The sequence below is a fragment of the Gillisia limnaea DSM 15749 genome, assembly GCF_000243235.1.
Lineage (GTDB): Bacteria > Bacteroidota > Bacteroidia > Flavobacteriales > Flavobacteriaceae > Gillisia > Gillisia limnaea.
Genome location: NZ_JH594606.1, coordinates 2,238,840 through 2,255,195 on the forward strand (window position 1 = coordinate 2,238,840; position 16,356 = coordinate 2,255,195).

The window sequence follows — 16,356 nt, forward strand, 5'->3', positions numbered from 1 at the left end:
CCGACCGCCACGCTTTTGGGCGTGGGGGACGCAGCCTGAAAATAAAAAAGGGCAACATTGCTGCGGCCCTTCTAAAATTCTTAATTTCATTTTACCAGATCAACACCCGGTTTGAAGGTTCTACGTACATTTTATCTCCTTCCTTAATATCAAAAGCCTGATAAAAAGCCTCGATATTTTGAAGTGGCACATACGCGCGGTACATCCCTGGAGAATGTGGATCTGTCTTGATCCTGTTTCTCAAAGCTTCTTCCCTCATCTTGGTACGCCACACGGTTGCCCAGGACATAAAGAAACGTTGCTCCGGTGAAAACCCATCGATCTCACCAGGATTTCCATGTTCTTTAAGGTGAATTTGAAGTCCGTCGTACGCGGCATTCACACCTCCAAGATCTCCTATGTTCTCCCCTAAGGTAAATTTTCCATTGATGTAAACGCTGTCCAATACCTCAATAGCACTGTATTGTTCGGCAAGTGCGCCTCCCAGTTTTTCAAATTGGGTAAGGTCATTTTCACCCCACCAGTTGTTAAGGTTTCCTTCAGCGTCAAAACGGGATCCGCTGTCATCGAATCCGTGCGAGATCTCGTGGCCTATTACAGCGCCTATTCCACCATAGTTTACTGCCGCATCTGCTTTATAATCGTAAAAAGGTGGTTGCAGGATAGCCGCAGGGAACACGATTTCGTTATAGCTAGGGTTGTAATATGCATTTACGGTTTGCGGTGCCATGTACCATTCGTTCTTGTCAACCGGCTCACCAAGTTTCGCCATGGTTTCCTTTACGTTCCATTTTGATGCGTTCATCATATTCTGGAAAAAAGATCCTTTTTCATCTCCGGGAGCGGCGATTTCAAGTTCGCTGTAATCCTTCCACTCATCGGGATAACCCACTTTAATTCTTGTAGTTCCCAGTTTTTCGATTGCTTTGGTCTTGGTGCTGTCACTCATCCAGCTTAGGTTTTTGATCCTGACTTCGTATGCCTTGATGATATTTGCTATCATTTCCTGCGCTTTTTCCTTCGCTTCCGGAGGGAAATTCTCTTCCACATATAACTTGCCTAAAGCTTCGCCCAGGGTTCTGTTTACAGTACCTAAGGCACGTTCCTTAAGTGGACGTTGTTCTTTTGCGCCCTGTAGGGTCTGACTGTAAAATTCCCAGCTAGCTCTTTCAATTTCCGTACTTAAAGTACTGGAAGCATCGTTAAAGAGGTTCCATCGTAAATAGTTTTTCCAGGCTTCTATGTTGTTTCCGGAAAAGGTTTTTTGCAACTGCTGCATATATTTAGGCTGAGCAACAATTACGGTATCCACCTGAGATGCGCCAATTGCCTCAAAATAAGCTTTCCAGTCTAATGCGGGAACTTGCTTTTGAAGTTGAGCTATCGCCATTGGATTGTATTGTTTTCTTGCATCCCGGCGTTCCACTTTATCAAGCTGAGGTTTTGCAAGGCTGGTTTCAAAGGCAAGAATACTCTCTGCACTTTTGAGCGCTTCTTCCTGAGAATCTCCCAAATACTGAAGCATTCGTGCGATATGTGCTTTATATTTTTCGCGGGTTTCCTTTGAATTTGAATCATCGGCGGTATAATAATCACGGTCTGGCAACCCTAAACCTGAGGGGTAAAGATAAGCGGCATTAGCGTTGCTGTTTTTGGCATCTGCGCGTACATTAAATCTAAAAAATCCTGCGCCTCCATAAGCCTGCATTTCTGTAAGATAGGCTTGAAGATCTTCCTTATTCTCAATAGCTTCAATTTTTGCCAGGTAATCCTTTAAAGGAGCCACCCCTTTTTCATTTCGGGACACGGTGTCCATTATGCTTTTGTAAAGATATACCGCTTTTGCCTGATCGCTGGAAGCATCCAGCTCATTGTTATTTGAGGCTTTTTCAAGAAGGCTTAAAGCTGCGGCATCGGTATTTTTCCTAAGTTCGTTAAAGCTTCCCCAGGTAGTATATTCATCGGGAATTTCGGTAGAATCTACCCATACTCCGTTTACATATCTAAAGAAATCTTCTTTAGGGCTTACAGTTGTATCCATAAAAGCCAGATTGATCCCGCGAGCTTCTTCTTTCTCCATTTTTTTGTCCTCGCTTTTGCAGCCGGTGGCAACCAATGCTGCAAGCACTGGAATTAACATAATACTGGTTGTTTTTTTCATATGTGTTTTAGTTTATTTTTAATCCCTCATTAAGGGTTTAACCCGCCTGACCGTCGGGATGTCTCGAATTTTTAAAATTGTTTTCAAAGGTTCTTGATTCCCAGATGCCTGCCTCGCATTGGGGGTGGTTTTTCTTTTATATACTTTTGGGATTTTGCCCAGGGCAGATTACTATGATTTTGCTGGCTAAAATACTTAAAATTAACAGCATATGATCAGCAATTATGCCATTATTTTTTCTGAAATTAACCGGAGTCCTCTTACTTTTTGTTCTTTTTCTGAAGTTGGATGATTAGTAGACTGTCGATTTGTTTTTTGGTCGCCGTTACCTCTGAAACAGATTCATTTGGGATGGCGATAGAAAGCACATAATGTTTGATTTTCCAGTGATCCTTCACTTTTTCCAGCACTCCGGATCCGCGGCAAATTCCCATTTGGGTATTCAGCAGTTCATCGAACCAGGCTGTTTGTCCATTTTGTGAGATGTAGATATTTCTTTCCAGGGTTGTAAAATTCCAGGCTTTTCCGTTGTCAAAATAGGGTTTTGAAAATTCCCTAAATGCTGTATTTTGCCAGTTTTCGGTAGCATCTGTACCTATAAAAACTCCGTCTTCGGCCATCAATGTAAAATAGTCTTCAAAATTTGCATTGGCCGCGGCTGCATGCCAGTTCTCCAATGTAGCAGTTATCTGTTTTTCTAAAATTTCTTGAGATGGCTTTTCTTCAGCAGTTTCTATGGTTGTAGTTTTTGAAGAAAATGTACAGGCAGATACGGAAGCGAGTAACAGAAGCAGTGCAAATTTTTTCATTTTTGGTTATTAAGTGAATTATAAGCCCTAGTAAAATAAAATTTCAGGAATAATAAGCTTTAAACAGGATTCTCCATTACCGGAACAGGTGGTTTTGAGGTTTCGGTAGTATCTCTTTCCTGATCCGCATCAAATTCATCCAGTTCCATTTCAAACTGCTCCAGGGTTTTAAGGAATAATTCGTTGATTTGAATTTTAAAATTATTGAATTCTGTTGGGATTTCCTCTGCTATTGTTGCAATTTCCAGGGGATCTGGATTTCTCTTTTTGGAGCTTTGTTCCAGAACCTTGGCCTTGGTGTAAATTACGGCGAGTCGCGCTTCTGTAGCGTTAGATTTCAGGGTGTCTGGAAGTGTTTCCCTCAGGGAACGCATAATTTCGGCAATAGGACGGGCATTGGAAACCGCTTCATTAACCGTGTACTCCCGAAAATTGTCGATTTCGATTTGTGCGGTGAGATATGCAAGCCATTCGGAAGTTATGGCACTGGCTTCCGGGAGGAGGATTACTTCCTGATTGGAAACTTTGAGGTTTTGGCTAAAAGCAATGGAGTCTTCCACTTTTTTTGCGGCATTCTCTTCCAAATTTTTGGGCTCTTCACAACCCAATAAACACAAGGCTAATAGTATTAAAAAAAGATTCTTCATATTCACATCTTGAAAAACAAAGTTAATTAAAAACCTTTCCTAAAAAAGCAGAATGAAATGTTGAGTGAAGCCGTTCTTATTTTATGCTGAATCTTCGATGTTCTTTCACGAAATGGATATATTTGCATCACAAAATTGAGACGATGAATTCAAAAAGAATATTGATAATTGGAGCTTCCGGACAAATTGGAAGCGAGCTTACACTTAAATTAAGAGCGCTTTATGGAAATGAAAATGTTATAGCCAGTGACATTAAAGAGGGCGATGAAGACCTGATGAATTCCGGTCCTTTTGAAATTATAGATGCCACGAATAAGGAATTGATCGAGGAAGTGGTGGAAAAATACCAGATCACAGAGGTTTACCTAATGGCAGCTATGTTAAGTGCAACTGCGGAGAAAATTCCTATGAAAGCCTGGGACCTGAACATGAATTCGCTATTTATTATTCTTAATATGGCAAAAGATAAAAAGATAAACCGAGTCTTTTGGCCTTCCAGTATTGCTGTTTTTGGGCCAAGTACCCCAAAGGAAAATACGCCACAAACAACTGTTATGGAACCAACAACGGTTTACGGAATTTCCAAGCAAACCGGAGAGCGCTGGTGTGAATATTTTTTCCAAAAGTATGATGTGGATGTGCGTAGTTTGAGGTATCCCGGGATTATAAGCTATAAAACCTTACCGGGTGGTGGTACTACAGATTATGCCATCGAAATATTCCACGAAGCCTTACGAAAAGGATTGTATACTTCATTTTTAGCTGAAAACACTTCACTTCCCATGATGTTTATGGATGATGCTATTAAAGCAACAGTGGATATCATGGAGGCGCCTGCTAAAGATGTAAAAGTGAGATCTTCCTATAATCTATCGGCAATGAGTTTTACCCCTAAAGAACTGGCTGCAGAAATAAAAAAGCAACTTCCGGAATTTGAAATAAGCTACAAACCGGATTTCAGGCAACAAATCGCCAATTCCTGGCCAGGCAGCATTGATGACAAACAAGCAAGAGAAGACTGGGGATGGGAACATGAATTCGATTTGGAAAAACTAACCAAAACTATGCTGGAAGGATTAAAAAAGCCTGTTTCTTAAAGGTTGCCACACAGGATAGACTGCGGTTAAAGTATTTATTAAGCACAAAAAAACCCGGCTAAATTAAATTTAGCCGGGTTTTTAATGTTTTTCGAATTAAATATACTAAATATATTAATCGTTGATAACGCGCACCTGAGCTGCGGTTAGTCCTTTTCTTCCTTCTTCTTCAACGTACTCAACCTTGTCACCTTCGTTTAAAGATTCACCGTCAAGACCTGTAATGTGTACAAAGATGTCTCTACCTGTGTCGTCGTTGGTAATGAATCCATATCCTTTAGACTCATTGAAAAATTTAACTGTACCTTCCATTGTAATAAAAATAAATAATTAATAAAGAACAAACTTACATAATTAAATTTACTGGTAGGAGAAAAAATAAAAAATATTTTTAACGTTATTGATTATAAATGAGTTAGTTCCTCTCGTTCTCCCGCATTTTTTTAAAGTTTTCTTCAGAGAGGGTATAATCTTCCAGTTTTTTTCCTTTCCAACGCACATATAAAAAGATGGGCATGAGGATAAATGCACTTGCTAAAACCGCAATCCCTATGATCTTATCCCCCAAAAGGATATCGTCATTCAGTCTAAAATAAAAGCCTGTGCCAATAGCGGCAAGGATTATTATTCCGAGTATTTTCAATATTAAATTCATAATTTAAACGGTTACTTCGATTAATTTTTGCCTGTAAGCGGTTAACAATTTCGATTTGGAAATAAAACCAATATACTTTTCATTATCAACAACTGGCAGATTCCAGGCATCGCTTTCTTGAAATTTTCTCATAATATCCTTGGTGCTGTCCTTTCTAAGATCTATAACTTCTGGTGCAGCCTGCATTAATTCCCGAACCTTAATCTCGTCATACAATGATTGATTAAACATCACAGGACGTATATCATCAAGTAAAATTATTCCCATAATATGATCGTTTTCATCTAAAACAGGAAAAAAGTTCCTGGAGGATTTTATGACCCCGTTATGGATGATATCTCCAAGAGTGGCATCTATATTCAGGCTTACAAAATTTGTTTCTATTACCTGCCTTATATTCAGCAAAGTTAATACCATTTGATCCTTATTGTGAGTAATTAATTCTCCACGGGAAGCCAGGTCGAGGGTATAAACCGAATGTGGCTGAAATTGTGAAGTGATCATAAATGAAATTGCAGCAGTTATCATAAGGGGCACGAATAAGTCGTAACCGCTTGTGAGCTCGGCAATGAGGAAAATCGCGGTAAGCGGAGCGTGCATTATGCCCGCCATTAAACCTGCCATTCCTACCATGGTAAAATTGCTTACCGAAAGTGGGGATTTTAAAAATCCGCTATTGTTTATAATTAAGGCAAAACAGTGTCCCATAGCGCTACCCATAAAAAGCACCGGAGCAAAAATTCCTCCTACACCACCAGCGCCCATTGTAAGCGAGGTGGCAATGATCTTGAATACAATAAGTCCTGCAAGCAGAGCAATAACTACCCAGATGTTGTCGAGATATGCATCAAAAATATTTGTTCCCAGGGCAGCGAGGTAGTTTTCCTGGAGTAAATTATTTATAACATCATAACCCTCCCCATAAAGTGGAGGTATAAGAAAAATAAGAATTCCCAGGGAAATCCCTCCAATTAAAAGTTTGTTGAAGGAAGAGGTAATCTTGCTGAAAAATTTGTTTATACGGAAGTATATTTTGGTGAAATATATTGAACATAGCGATGCAATTACTCCCAGGAGAATATAAAAAGGTACTTGCTGAATCTCAAATTCATCTGTGAGCTGCGTATTCAGAATAATATCTGAACCTGAAAAAAAATACGTGGTGAGTATAGCTGAAACCGATGCCAGGAGCAGGGGGATCATAGAAATAAGAGTAAGGTCCAGGCTAAAAATTTCAATCGCAAAGATTATAGCCGCTATAGGAGCCTTAAAAAGAGCAGACATAGCTCCGGCAGCAGCACATCCTATAAGAAGGGTTCTTGAAGCCTGGTTCATTTTAAAAAAGCGGGACAGGTTGGAGCTTATAGACGCACCGGTTGCAACGGTTGGAGCCTCGAGTCCTACCGAACCTCCAAAACCTACTGTAATAGGAGCTGTAAGCAGGGAAGCGTACATTTGGAATTTTTGCATGATCCCTTTCCGTTTGGAAATGGCATGCAGGGTGGTGGGAATACCATTGCCTATACTCTTTTTTAACCCAAATTTTATAATCAACAGGGTGATTGCCAGTCCAATTACAGGGAATATAAAATAGAAGGCGGCATGATAATTTATTACAAACTCCCCTTCAAGAAGTTGCTGAATATAGTGGGTAAGGTTTTTTATAGTAACAGCAACCAGTCCTGCTATAAAACCAATAAGGGCACTTAAAAACATCAAAAACTGATGGTTTGTTAAGTGCTGGGTTTTCCAGATGGCAAATCGATCAGATAATTTTTTTGTTGCTGAAGCCAAACTAAGGATTTTTATAATTTGTGAAGATAAAAAATCCTGCCAAAAGCAGGATTTAAAATTTTATAATTTCACCTCGAGATGAAGTTCCCTGAGTTGCGCTTCATCCAGTTTGGCCGGGGCATCTATCATAACATCTCTACCATTATTGTTTTTAGGAAATGCGATATAATCCCGGATTGTCTCTTTTCCGTCCAATATAGCCACAAGCCTGTCGAAACCAAAAGCGACTCCCCCATGTGGAGGTGCCCCAAATTCGAAAGCATTCATCAAAAATCCAAATTGTTCTTTTGCTTCTTCGGGAGTGAATCCCAGATAATCAAACATTTTTGCCTGGGTAGCTTTATCGTGAATCCTGATGGAACCGCCTCCTATCTCATTTCCGTTAAGCACAAGATCATATGCATTTGCCCTTACAGCTCCAGGATTTGTTTCCAGTAATTTGATGTCTTCTGGTTTTGGGGAGGTAAAGGGATGGTGCATGGCGTGATAACGATTTGTTTCCTCATCCCATTCTAAAAGCGGAAAATCCAATACCCAGAGAGGAGCGAATACATTTGGATCTCTCAACCCTAATTCGGTTGCCAGGTGCATTCTAAGTGCACTTAATTGAGTTCTGGTTTTATTGGTCTCGCCGGACATTACAAGAATTAGATCTCCGGCCTTCGCTCCGGATAACCCGGCCCAACTCAAAAGATCTTCCTGAGAATAAAATTTATCAACCGAAGATTTTAAGCTTCCATCCTCGTTGTATTTAACCCAGATAAGGCCATTTGCACCAATTTGAGGCCGCTTTACCCAGGCTACAAGGTTGTCTATTTCTTTTCTGGTATATGCTCCGGCACCCGGTACGGCAATCCCAACAACCAATTCCTGGTCATCAAAAATTGGAAAGCCTTTTCCTTTAGCAAGATCGTTTAATTCTGTAAATTCCATCCCGAAGCGAATATCGGGCTTGTCATTTCCATATTTCCGCATCGCTTCCGCATAGGTCATTCTGGGGAAATTATCGATCTCAAATCCGCGAATTTCTTTCAGTAAATGTTTTGTAAGACCTTCAAAAGTATTCAGGATATCTTCCTGTTCTACAAAGGCCATTTCACAATCAATTTGTGTGAATTCCGGCTGACGGTCTGCCCGTAGATCTTCGTCCCTGAAACATTTTACAATCTGGAAATATTTATCCATTCCTCCAACCATCAAAAGTTGTTTAAAGGTTTGAGGAGATTGTGGCAAAGCGTAAAACTGACCTTCATTCATCCGGCTTGGAACTACGAAATCCCTTGCTCCTTCAGGAGTGGATTTAATAAGATAAGGAGTTTCAATTTCAATAAATCCCTGATTGGATAGATAATTTCTTACCTGCATTCCCACTTTATGACGAAACATAAGACTTTCCTTTACCGGATTTCTGCGAATGTCCAGGTAACGGTATTTCATCCTGAGTTCCTCTCCGCCATCGGTATCATTTTCAATGGTGAAAGGTGGTGTTAAAGAAGCATTCAGCACTTCATATTCTGAAACAAGTATCTCAATATCCCCTGTAGGAAGTTGTGGGTTTTTGGATTCCCTTTCTATTACCTTTCCTTTGATTTGCACTACATATTCACGCCCAAGTTGAGAGGCCTGCTCCATGATCTCTTTTGAGGTGCGTTCCTCATCAAAAATAAGCTGGGTTATTCCATACCTGTCCCGAAGGTCTACCCACATCATAAATCCCTTGTTCCTAAGCTTCTGGACCCAACCCGAAAGGATCACTTCCTCGCCAATATTTTCTTTTCTTAATTCACCACAGGTATGACTTCTGTACATATTGATTTCTTGAAATTTTGAGAGGCAAAAGTAAGAAGTTATGGTGGTTTCTAATGATTAAAGCCGATAAAAATAAGTCCTATTTTGGACTATCTATTGGCAGCTGAAGCTTTATCAAGAATTTTTATTCCTTCCAATGTTAATTTAATGTTACCTAAACATTGTTTAAATGCAAATTTTTAGTATCTTAAGAGGGAAATTACAAGAAAAAATAAAAGCTATGAAGAATATAAAATCAATGTTGGTGGTGGTTGCCTTTCTGTTCAGTGTAACCCTGTCAGCCCAGGAAATTAAGCCTGATTTTGAAAAGCAGGGAGATTTAATTAAAGGAACTTTTTATTTTGAAGATGGAAATGTTAGCCAGGAAGGAACCTATAAGGATGGGAAACTTCATGGAAAATGGATTTCTTATGACCAAAACGGTAAAAAGGTTGCCATGGCAAATTATGAAGAAGGAAAAAAAACCGGGAAATGGTTTTTTTGGTCTTCAAATGAATTAACAGAGGTGGATTATAGCAACAATAGAATTGCCGAGGTTGCCAAATATGATTATAAAGGTACTTTGGTTACAAGGAACTAATTATTTTAATACTAAATAAAGAAAACCCCGAAGCCTTATGGTTTCGGGGTTTTCTATTGTATGAATCTATGCTTAAGCCTGCCTCATAGCTTTGAGCCTTTTAAGGGCAGCACGTTTGTTGCGAATAGAAACCTTATTTCTGTTTACCAGATAGAACATCACAGGTACTACCACCAATGTTAGGAAGGTGGCGAAGAACAATCCAAAGATTACAGTCCAGGCCAATGGACCCCAGAAAATCACATTATCTCCTCCTATATATAATTTAGGGTCATAATCTGTAAACAAGCTAAAAAAGTCCACATTGAGACCAACTGCCAATGGGATCAGCCCTAGAATTGTTGTAATTGCGGTTAATAAAACAGGCCGTAACCTGGATTTACCTCCGGCAACAATAACTGTGAAATATTCGGCACGGGTCAATAATTCTTCAGGTTCATAGCCCAAGGCCTCTTTTTTCCTGTCAATGAGCAGCTGGGTATAATCTATAAGTACTATGGCATTGTTCACTACGATTCCTGCAAGGGAAATAATTCCCATCATCGTCATAATGATAATAAAATCCATTTGGAAAACGACCATACCCAGAAAAACGCCCGCTAAACTCAAGACTACCGCCATTAATATAATAACAGGTTTTGAAACCGAGTTGAACTGCGCAACCAGAATCAATAAGATACCTCCCAAAGCAAAGAGTAAAGCTTTAAGAAGGAAGTCCATGTTTTCGGCTTGTTTTTCCTGTTCCCCTGTAAAGGCGAGATTTGTATTGGCAGGAAGGTCATAATTGTTCAATGAACTTTTAAGCTGCTCAACAATTTCATTTCCATTATATCCCTCAAGCACGTTGGAATAAATAGTAATAACCCGCTTTAAATCCTTTCTTTTTATCGAATTAAAAGCCGAAGTGGATTCTGTTTCGATAACAGAAGAAATTGGAACCTGGACAAGTTCTCCGGTGTTTTGATCTCTAAAAGTTACAGGTTGGTTAAAAAGCGCGTTCTCGTTATATCTGGTGGCTTCATTAAAGCGTACATTTATCTCATAATCATCGTCCCCATCCTTATAGGTAGAAACCTCTTCTCCATAAATGGATCTTCTTAAGGTTTGTCCTACTGCAGAAGTAGAAACTCCAAGCAGCCCTGCTTTTTGACGGTTTACCCTTACATCAAGTTCCGATTTGGACTTATTAACATCAATCTTTAATTCTTCAATTCCGGCAACATTCAGCTCCTGAATAAAAGAACGCACCTGTTCTGCCTGCATGAGCAATTGTTCATAATCTTCTCCCTTTAATTCGATGTTAATAGGGTATCCGGAAGGTGGACCTGCAGCATCCTTCTCTACAATTATGGAAGCTCCGGGAAAACCTTGAATTGCATCGCGTACTTCAGCCAAAACCTGGCTACTTTTGACTCCGCGCCGTTCATTGAATTCCCTCATGGATAAAGTTACTTTTCCTTTATGTGGGATATCGTTTTGCTGGCCGCCATCGGTTTGTGGATTTCCAGCGCCCAGGCCAACCTGTGAAATCGCAGATTCTACCATATAATTGTATCCATTTTCATCCTCATACTTCCGGATTACCTCAAAGATCTTCTCCTCCACCTGTTTGGTAAGCTCATTGGTTTTTTCAATCGCAGTTCCTTCCGGGTATTCAATATACGTGATGATTTGGTTTGGCTGATTTTCGGGAAAGAATAAAACATTTGGTTGAACCAAACCTACCAAAACAAAGGAAAATATCAATAATAGCAATGTTCCGAAGAAGAAAACATAGGCTTTCTTTTTCCGAAGCGCGAATTTCAAAAATCGCTCATAGCTATTCTCAAGTTTTTTCAAAGCTTTGTACTGGAAATAGTCTACTCCTTTTGAAAGTATATATTTGTAAACCCAGAGCATAATCGCTCCAAAAATCATTAAGTTTCCAATGGCTTTCAGGCCACCAACATTTGCTACAAATCCGCTTATTAGAAAGACCAATCCCAGTACGCTAAGGATTACGCTAAAACGGATAAGCTTTCGTTTTGTGAATTCCTTTTCCTCGGTTTTCATAAACCTGGAGGTTAGCATTGAATTTATGATAATAGCGACAAATAACGAAGAACCCAAAACGATGGAAAGCGTCATTGGGAAAATCACCATAAATTTACCTATGGTTCCAGGCCATAATCCCAATGGGAAAAAGGCCGCTAAAGTGGTTGCTGTAGAAGCAATTATTGGCCAGGCAATCTCGCCAACACCTTGTTTTGCGGCTTTCAGGCGTGGCATTCCCTCGTCCATAAGGGAATAAACATTTTCTACCACCACAATCCCGTTATCCACCAACATTCCCAGTCCCATTACCAATGCAAAGAGCACCATGGTATTGAGGGTAAAACCAAGACTGGAAAGGATTATAAAAGATAAAAACATAGAAAGAGGGATAGCAAATCCAACGAACAACGCATTCCTGAAGCCCAGGAAAAACATTAAAACCACTACTACCAGTATCACCCCAAAAATAATGTTGTTTACCAGGTCATCCACCTGGCTCTGGGTTTTAGTGGATTGATCATTGGTTAATGAAATTTCAAGATTTTCCGGGAAGTAAGTTTCCTGTTCTACAGCGATTATTTCTTTAATCTTATCTACAGCTTCGATCATATTACGGCCGCTGCGTTTTTTTACATCCAGCATAACAACTGGCTCCCCGTATTCCCGGGCAAAGGTTGTGGGATCCTTTTCCTGGAATTGTATAAGTGCGATATCTTTAAGAAAAATGGTACCGCCGTCGCGTTTCACAACTACATTTTCAAGTTCTTTTGGATCTTCCACTTCTCCAATGATCCTGATATTTTTCTGAAAACTATTAGAGATGATATTTCCTCCTGAAATGGTACGGTTCTCTGCACTAACCGCATTCACAACATCTGTAAAACTCACCTGGGAGGCAGACATTTTATAGGGGTCTAATGCAATTTCTACTTCCATTTCCTCGGCTCCACGAATGGTTGCTTCTTTTATTTCAGAGAGGATCTCGATCTTATCCTGAAGATATTCAGCATAGTCTTTTAACTGCTGAACGGTATAATCTCCCGTAAGATTGATATTGAGAATGGGCATTTCTTCTGAAAGATTCAGGTCAAAAACATTGGGTTCTACTTTAGCGCCATTATCCATCGTGGGCCAGGTAGTTTCTGCTTTTACAAGATCCACCTTATCTTTAATCTTTTGTTTGGCAATATCTACTCCAATTTCATCATCAAATTCAACAATAACCATGGAGTAATCCTGAAAAGTGGTAGAGCTTATTTCTACGATACCTCCAACATTATTGAATTCCTGTTCCAAAGGTTCTGTAATAAATTTCTCTACATCTTCAGCAGAGTTTCCAGGGTTAACAGAACTAACATATATTTTTGTTTCTATAATCTCAGGAAAGGACTCCCGTGGCATGCTGTAGTAGGAGAGTAATCCCCCCACCAATACGATGGCAATTATCACGTAAACCGTCATCCTGTTATCTATTGCCCAGGATGCAATGCCAAATTCTTTATCTATCTTCTTACTCATAGGAAATGAAATAAAGCTGCTTAATTTTTTATTTTTACTTTTTGTTGATCGCGTAAGTTTTTACCGCCTTCAGTAATTAAAAGATCTCCGGGCTTTAGTCCGTTTGTGACCTCTACAGATGCTCCATAGGAATATCCGGTTTCTACCTTAACTCTTTTCGCCACCCCGGTGGAGTCGCTTTCAGGTTCAAGGATATAGACCAAACTTTCTCCCATCGAGTTTTTTTGAATGGTATTTTCCGGAATGACCACTGCATTTTCTGCGCTATAATCGTTCAGTTTCACCGTTGCGATCAAGTTTGGTTTTACCAGCCCTTCTTCATTTGGAATTGCTACTTCTATTTGAAATGTTCTGTTGTTTGGATTTATAAAATTTCCTACCTGTCTCACTTTTCCTTCAAACTGTTTTCCAATTGCTCCAATTTCGACAATTACCGACGTTCCGGTTTTTATCTGGTTCAAATAATTTTCGGGAACCGAAGCCTGAACGTACATGTTGTCAAGATTCACCAATCTAAATAATTGATTTTGTCCAGGAGACACCACCTGTCCCTGATCTGAAATCACTTCATCGATCACTCCGCTAAAAGGAGCTCTCACCGTAGTTTTTCCCAATTGTGATTTTAGTTGATTTACGGAATTCTGGGCTGCTTCATAGGTTGTTTTAGTTTCCAGATATTGAATTTCAGATCCTATATTCTGTTCCCATAACCTTTTTTGACGGTCAAAAGTGGTTTTTGCCAACGAAGCCTGAGCCTCGATTTGCGCAAGCTGACTGGAAAGTCCACCGTCATCAATTTTTGCCAGGGTCTGGCCCTTTGTAACCCGGTCACCTTCTTTCACATAAACTCTGGTAAGCAATCCAGAATATTCGGGATAAATAAGGATGTTTTCCTTTGTAGCCACATCGCCCTGAACCTCTGTATAATGATTAAAAACGGTATCATTTACAACTTCGGTGCGAATCAATGCTAAATTTTTGTTTGGATCCAGTCTGTCTATTGCCGCGTCCAATTGGTCTATTTTGGCCGTAAGTTCGCTTTGCTGCTTGCTTAATTCCATCTTTTTGCTTTTTATAGCAGTAAGATCATCGGTTTTTATAATTTCTTCCAGGCTTCCTTTTTCTGAATTTCCACAGGAAACTACAAGCAGGCTTATAAACAACAAGGTTATTATTTTCTTCATAGCGTTTAAATGATCTGATATTTTAATTTTCATCGGAATATTTTGAAGTATCAAGTAGGTTTTCCAGGGCTACCTTATTGGTAATTACATTTAACATAGACTGCAGCAATTCCTGCTGCGCAGCATATAATTGTCGTTGTGCCTCGCTTAGTTCAAAACTGCTGGCAAGACCCTCAAAAAATTTAATCTGATTTTTGTTTTCAATCCTTTCTGAAAGTTCCAGATTTCGTTTTTGTGTTTGATAATTCTCCAGGCTAAATTCGTAGTCGCTTTTTGCGGAATTAATTTCGAGTTGGACCTTATTTTTGGTTTCTTCCAGCTGTAACAAGGCCTGTTCATATTCAATTTTCTTTTGTTGGGTTCTTGCACCCCGCAATCCGCTGCTAAAAATGGGAATGTTTAAACTTACGCCCAGGATAGACTGCGTGAAATATTCCTGGCTATCTTTAAAAAAAGTAAATTTTTCGCTAAAGCCCTGAAAGCCGTAATTCACAAAACTTGTAAGGGTAGGTAATGCTTTGGCCTGTTCCAGCCTCACAAATATTTTAGCAGACTCGGCTTGATTTTCAGCAATTCTATAATCGATATTTTCCTCTACAGGAATTTTTGTGGCCAATAAGCCAAGGTCAAAATATTCCATCGCCAGACCATCAAGATCTTCGGTTAAAGTAACTTCCGTGTCTACGGGAAGTCCCAGGGTGAGATTGAGCATTTCAAAGGAGATGTCCTGCATACGCTCACTTCTGCTAAGGTTGTTTTTCAATCCCAGCAAGGTTATTTCAAGTTGTTCCACATGTTCTTCTTCAGCAAGACCATTTTCAAATATTTTTTGGGTGTCTCGATAATTTTTATCCAGGGTTTCAATATTTTTTTTCAGAATACTCACACTTTCCCTCGATAAAAGAACATTACCATATGCATTGATAATGGCAAGTTTCACTTCTTGGTCTGTTTTTGTTTTTGCATTTTTTGAAATTGATAGCAGTGTTTTTACAGATTGTATCCCAACGATATAGGAAGGGTCAAAAATAAGCTGGTTCCAGGTAGCCGTTCCGCTTAAATTTTGTTGCGTGCCAAATCTTACAGGAACAAAGGTTCCCGGCTCACCGCCGGCAAGTTCTGCAGGAAGTAAAGTCACCGGCTGCTTAAGTTGGTTTTGATAATCTACATTTCCCGAAATTTGAGGTAACCCCTGGGCGATAATCTCCCACTTTTGCTTTAAGGATTTTTCTATTTCTTTGGTAGAAATTTGAGAAGAATAATTGTTTTTCAACCCGAATTCGACCGCCTGTTGTAGGGAGAAGGAATAGGATTTATTCTCCTCCTGCTCCTGGGCAAAAGACCCCAGGGTAAAAAACAAGGCGATAATAAAAGTACTTATTTTGTTCATCTTAGTATTCCGTTGGTAAAAATTCTTTTAAAGTCTTGAGTCCTTTTTCAGTAACAATAGCCCTCAAGTGATACTCCAGGTATTTTTCATTTATTTCCATAATAGAAAATTGTTCTGGGGGAAAAAGATCACTGGCTTTTATGGCAGAAACGCACAGGAAATAAATTTTGCCAATAAATTCTAAAGGAATGTTTTCCCTGTATAAGCCTTCTTTAATGCCTTTTTCAAGATTGTCGTTAATGCTACATTGCATGGTATCAAAATGATGATTTTGCACAGACTTGTATACCTGCGGGTAGTATTTTTGAAGCTGAAACTGAGGAGAAGATTTTTCGTTTTTTAAATGATTCATTACGAAATTTTTGATTTCAAACATTTCGACAATCGCATTTAATTCTTTTTCTTTTATTTTCTCGATTCCCTGATCGATTGTATTTAAAATAAATAGGGTGGAAGCTTGAACGAGTTTTGCCTTGTTTGGAAAATGGGAATAGATAGTTTTTTTTGAAATTCCCAACTCATTGGCCAGGTCGTCCATAGTCACGCTTTTAAATCCCAAATTCAGAAATAGATCTGCAGCCTTTATAATAATTTCTTCTTTCATATTTCAATCCCTCCAACAAATTTAATTCCCCGGAAATTTCATCGAAATTCGTGATATTTTTTCCTTGACATCCT

The 16,356-nt window shown here is 39.3% G+C and carries 13 protein-coding genes; 2 read left to right on the forward strand and 11 right to left on the reverse strand.

The features are described 5' to 3' along the window. Positions 1–91: 91 nt before the first annotated feature. The 3 genes from GILLI_RS11815 to GILLI_RS11825 all read right to left on the reverse strand — a co-directional run bounded on the left by GILLI_RS11815 (position 92) and on the right by GILLI_RS11825 (position 3,617). A complete protein-coding gene (locus GILLI_RS11815) occupies positions 92–2,161 on the reverse strand; it encodes a M13 family metallopeptidase (protein ID WP_006989344.1) in 2,070 nt (689 codons plus the stop codon). Positions 2,162–2,421: 260 nt separating this feature from the next. Continuing rightward, positions 2,422–2,970 (reverse strand): nuclear transport factor 2 family protein, encoded by a 549-nt coding sequence (locus GILLI_RS11820; RefSeq protein WP_006989345.1) that lies wholly within the window; start codon positions 2,968–2,970, stop codon positions 2,422–2,424. A 59-nt stretch (positions 2,971–3,029) separates the two neighbouring features. Next, positions 3,030–3,617 carry a hypothetical protein gene (locus GILLI_RS11825; RefSeq protein WP_006989346.1) on the reverse strand — a complete coding sequence of 196 codons (588 nt, stop codon included), beginning with the start codon at positions 3,615–3,617 and terminating at the stop codon, positions 3,030–3,032. A gap of 143 nt (positions 3,618–3,760) precedes the next feature. Here GILLI_RS11825 and GILLI_RS11830 point away from each other — a divergent pair, with 143 nt between their 5' ends. After that, positions 3,761–4,714, forward strand: a complete 954-nt coding sequence (locus GILLI_RS11830) for an NAD-dependent epimerase/dehydratase family protein (protein ID WP_006989347.1) — start codon at positions 3,761–3,763, stop codon at positions 4,712–4,714. A gap of 114 nt (positions 4,715–4,828) precedes the next feature. Here the strand turns inward: GILLI_RS11830 and GILLI_RS11835 are convergent, their stop codons facing one another. The 4 genes from GILLI_RS11835 to aspS all read right to left on the reverse strand — a co-directional run bounded on the left by GILLI_RS11835 (position 4,829) and on the right by aspS (position 8,972). Then, positions 4,829–5,026 carry a cold-shock protein gene (locus GILLI_RS11835; protein ID WP_006989348.1) on the reverse strand — a complete coding sequence of 66 codons (198 nt, stop codon included), beginning with the start codon at positions 5,024–5,026 and terminating at the stop codon, positions 4,829–4,831. Positions 5,027–5,129: 103 nt separating this feature from the next. Continuing rightward, positions 5,130–5,369 (reverse strand): hypothetical protein, encoded by a 240-nt coding sequence (locus GILLI_RS11840; protein WP_006989349.1) that lies wholly within the window; start codon positions 5,367–5,369, stop codon positions 5,130–5,132. Between the two features lie 3 nt (positions 5,370–5,372). Beyond that, the gene (locus GILLI_RS11845; protein ID WP_006989350.1) at positions 5,373–7,163 is read right to left on the reverse strand and encodes a chloride channel protein; all 1,791 of its coding nucleotides are present in this window, start codon (positions 7,161–7,163) and stop codon (positions 5,373–5,375) included. Between the two features lie 60 nt (positions 7,164–7,223). Continuing rightward, positions 7,224–8,972 (reverse strand): aspartate--tRNA ligase, encoded by a 1,749-nt coding sequence (gene aspS / locus GILLI_RS11850; RefSeq protein WP_006989351.1) that lies wholly within the window; start codon positions 8,970–8,972, stop codon positions 7,224–7,226. Positions 8,973–9,192: 220 nt separating this feature from the next. Here aspS and GILLI_RS11855 point away from each other — a divergent pair, with 220 nt between their 5' ends. Then, positions 9,193–9,552 (forward strand): toxin-antitoxin system YwqK family antitoxin, encoded by a 360-nt coding sequence (locus GILLI_RS11855; protein ID WP_040507006.1) that lies wholly within the window; start codon positions 9,193–9,195, stop codon positions 9,550–9,552. Between the two features lie 72 nt (positions 9,553–9,624). Here GILLI_RS11855 and GILLI_RS11860 read toward each other — a convergent pair whose 3' ends face one another. From GILLI_RS11860 to GILLI_RS11875, 4 genes are read right to left on the reverse strand one after another with little or no spacing between them, the layout of a single operon-like run. Next, complete coding sequence (locus GILLI_RS11860; protein WP_006989353.1) at positions 9,625–13,104, reverse strand: efflux RND transporter permease subunit; 3,480 nt, start codon at positions 13,102–13,104, stop codon at positions 9,625–9,627. A 20-nt stretch (positions 13,105–13,124) separates the two neighbouring features. Next, positions 13,125–14,321, reverse strand: coding sequence for an efflux RND transporter periplasmic adaptor subunit (locus GILLI_RS11865; RefSeq protein WP_006989354.1), 1,197 nt, complete (start codon positions 14,319–14,321; stop codon positions 13,125–13,127). Then, entirely contained in the window at positions 14,311–15,678 is a 1,368-nt protein-coding gene (locus GILLI_RS11870) for a TolC family protein (protein ID WP_006989355.1), read from the reverse strand. The genes GILLI_RS11865 and GILLI_RS11870 overlap by 11 nt, the downstream gene beginning before the upstream one ends. 1 nt (position 15,679) lies before the next feature. After that, positions 15,680–16,282 carry a TetR/AcrR family transcriptional regulator gene (locus GILLI_RS11875; protein ID WP_006989356.1) on the reverse strand — a complete coding sequence of 201 codons (603 nt, stop codon included), beginning with the start codon at positions 16,280–16,282 and terminating at the stop codon, positions 15,680–15,682. Positions 16,283–16,356 lie beyond the last annotated feature (74 nt).